A 1,169-nucleotide genomic window follows, 5' to 3' on the forward strand; every position below is an offset into this window, starting at 1 on the left:
ATCAGCAGGCGTCTTTACCGCCAGTCAGATGTAGGTTCTCCCACAGGGGACTTTCACCCCATCAGTTCATGCCCATGCCGGGCGTACCAAGTGCATCGTAGGGACGCCTTCGGTGCCCCACATGCAGGCGTTAGGTTTCTCATCAAATTTCAACAACAAACTCAATAAGGAGTTGTAATGAGTGGTAAAGAAGTAGAAAAATTTGGGACGGCATATGAGTATGCTGGATTTTGGGTAAGATTTGGAGCATCAATTATTGATTCGCTAATAATATTTGGTGTGACATTGCCATGGCTGATGATGATATATGGGGAACAATATTTTTATTCAGAGGACTTCATTCAGGGAGGTTCTGATTTTTTACTATCATATGTGATGCCCTTTGTGGCGACTGTACTTTTCTGGGTGTATAAGTCTGCAACACCCGGAAAAATGGCAATAAAAGCTATTGTCGTTGATGAAAAGACTGGTAACAAACCGACCATACAGCAGTCAGTGATTAGATATATTGGTTATTTTCTATCCATGCTTCCAATTTTCCTTGGTTTCTTTTGGGTTGCTTGGGATGGGAAAAAGCAGGGGTGGCATGATAAACTTGCTGGCACGGTTGTAATCCGTCCTAAAAATAGGGGTGTTGAAAACGTAGAGTTTTCTGGCAACTGAAAATTAAAATAATTGAAAGGTATCGTAGTGGTTATTCTTGAAATTTTAATTGCACTAGCAATTTGGTTTGCAACTGGTCATGCAATAGAAAAAGTATATACAAAAGCTGGATTTGTTGATGCCCCAAAATTTGTATTCTGGGTTCCAGGCTTAAATCTTGCTTTCTTAGTGTATTTGGCTTTTGCAGAATGGCCATCGTATAGAGAGAATTAAAACATGGTATATCTTCTTTTAATTGCTATATGGGCTTTAATTGGTTTCAGCGGGTGGAAGGTCTTTTCACGAGCTGGTTTCAAAGGCTACATTGGCTTGCTTTTCTTGGTGCCTCTGATTAACTTTTTTGCTCTTTTATATCTTGCTCATAAGGATTGGCCGGTAGCAAAGAAATTAACTCACCAGGAATAACCGAAACCTAAATCGGGTAAGGGCTGGTCTTTCTCCGGCCCTCCCCACAGCACCCGGCATGCGGGTCCGCACCGGGCGGTTCAACGATGATGGTGAAACCT

General features: G+C 41.9%; 2 protein-coding genes. Both read left to right on the forward strand.

The window, feature by feature from the left end; genetic code table 11:
• Positions 1 to 177 precede the first annotated feature (177 nt).
• Complete coding sequence (locus tag ACO6UY_RS24705; protein ID WP_422464133.1) at positions 178 to 663, forward strand: RDD family protein; 486 nt, start codon at positions 178 to 180, stop codon at positions 661 to 663.
• A gap of 12 nt (positions 664 to 675) precedes the next feature.
• The gene (locus ACO6UY_RS24710) at positions 676 to 876 is read left to right on the forward strand and encodes a hypothetical protein (protein WP_422491711.1); all 201 of its coding nucleotides are present in this window, start codon (positions 676 to 678) and stop codon (positions 874 to 876) included.
• Positions 877 to 1,169 lie beyond the last annotated feature (293 nt).

It is taken from the genome of Endozoicomonas sp. ALE010 (assembly GCF_049310165.1).
In the GTDB taxonomy this organism is placed as follows: domain Bacteria; phylum Pseudomonadota; class Gammaproteobacteria; order Pseudomonadales; family Endozoicomonadaceae; genus Endozoicomonas.

Coding starts and splice junctions, on each gene's coding strand:
- ACO6UY_RS24705 (WP_422464133.1), top strand. CDS start 178: ATGAGTGGTAAAGAAGTAGAAAAATTTGGGACGGCATATGAGTATGCT.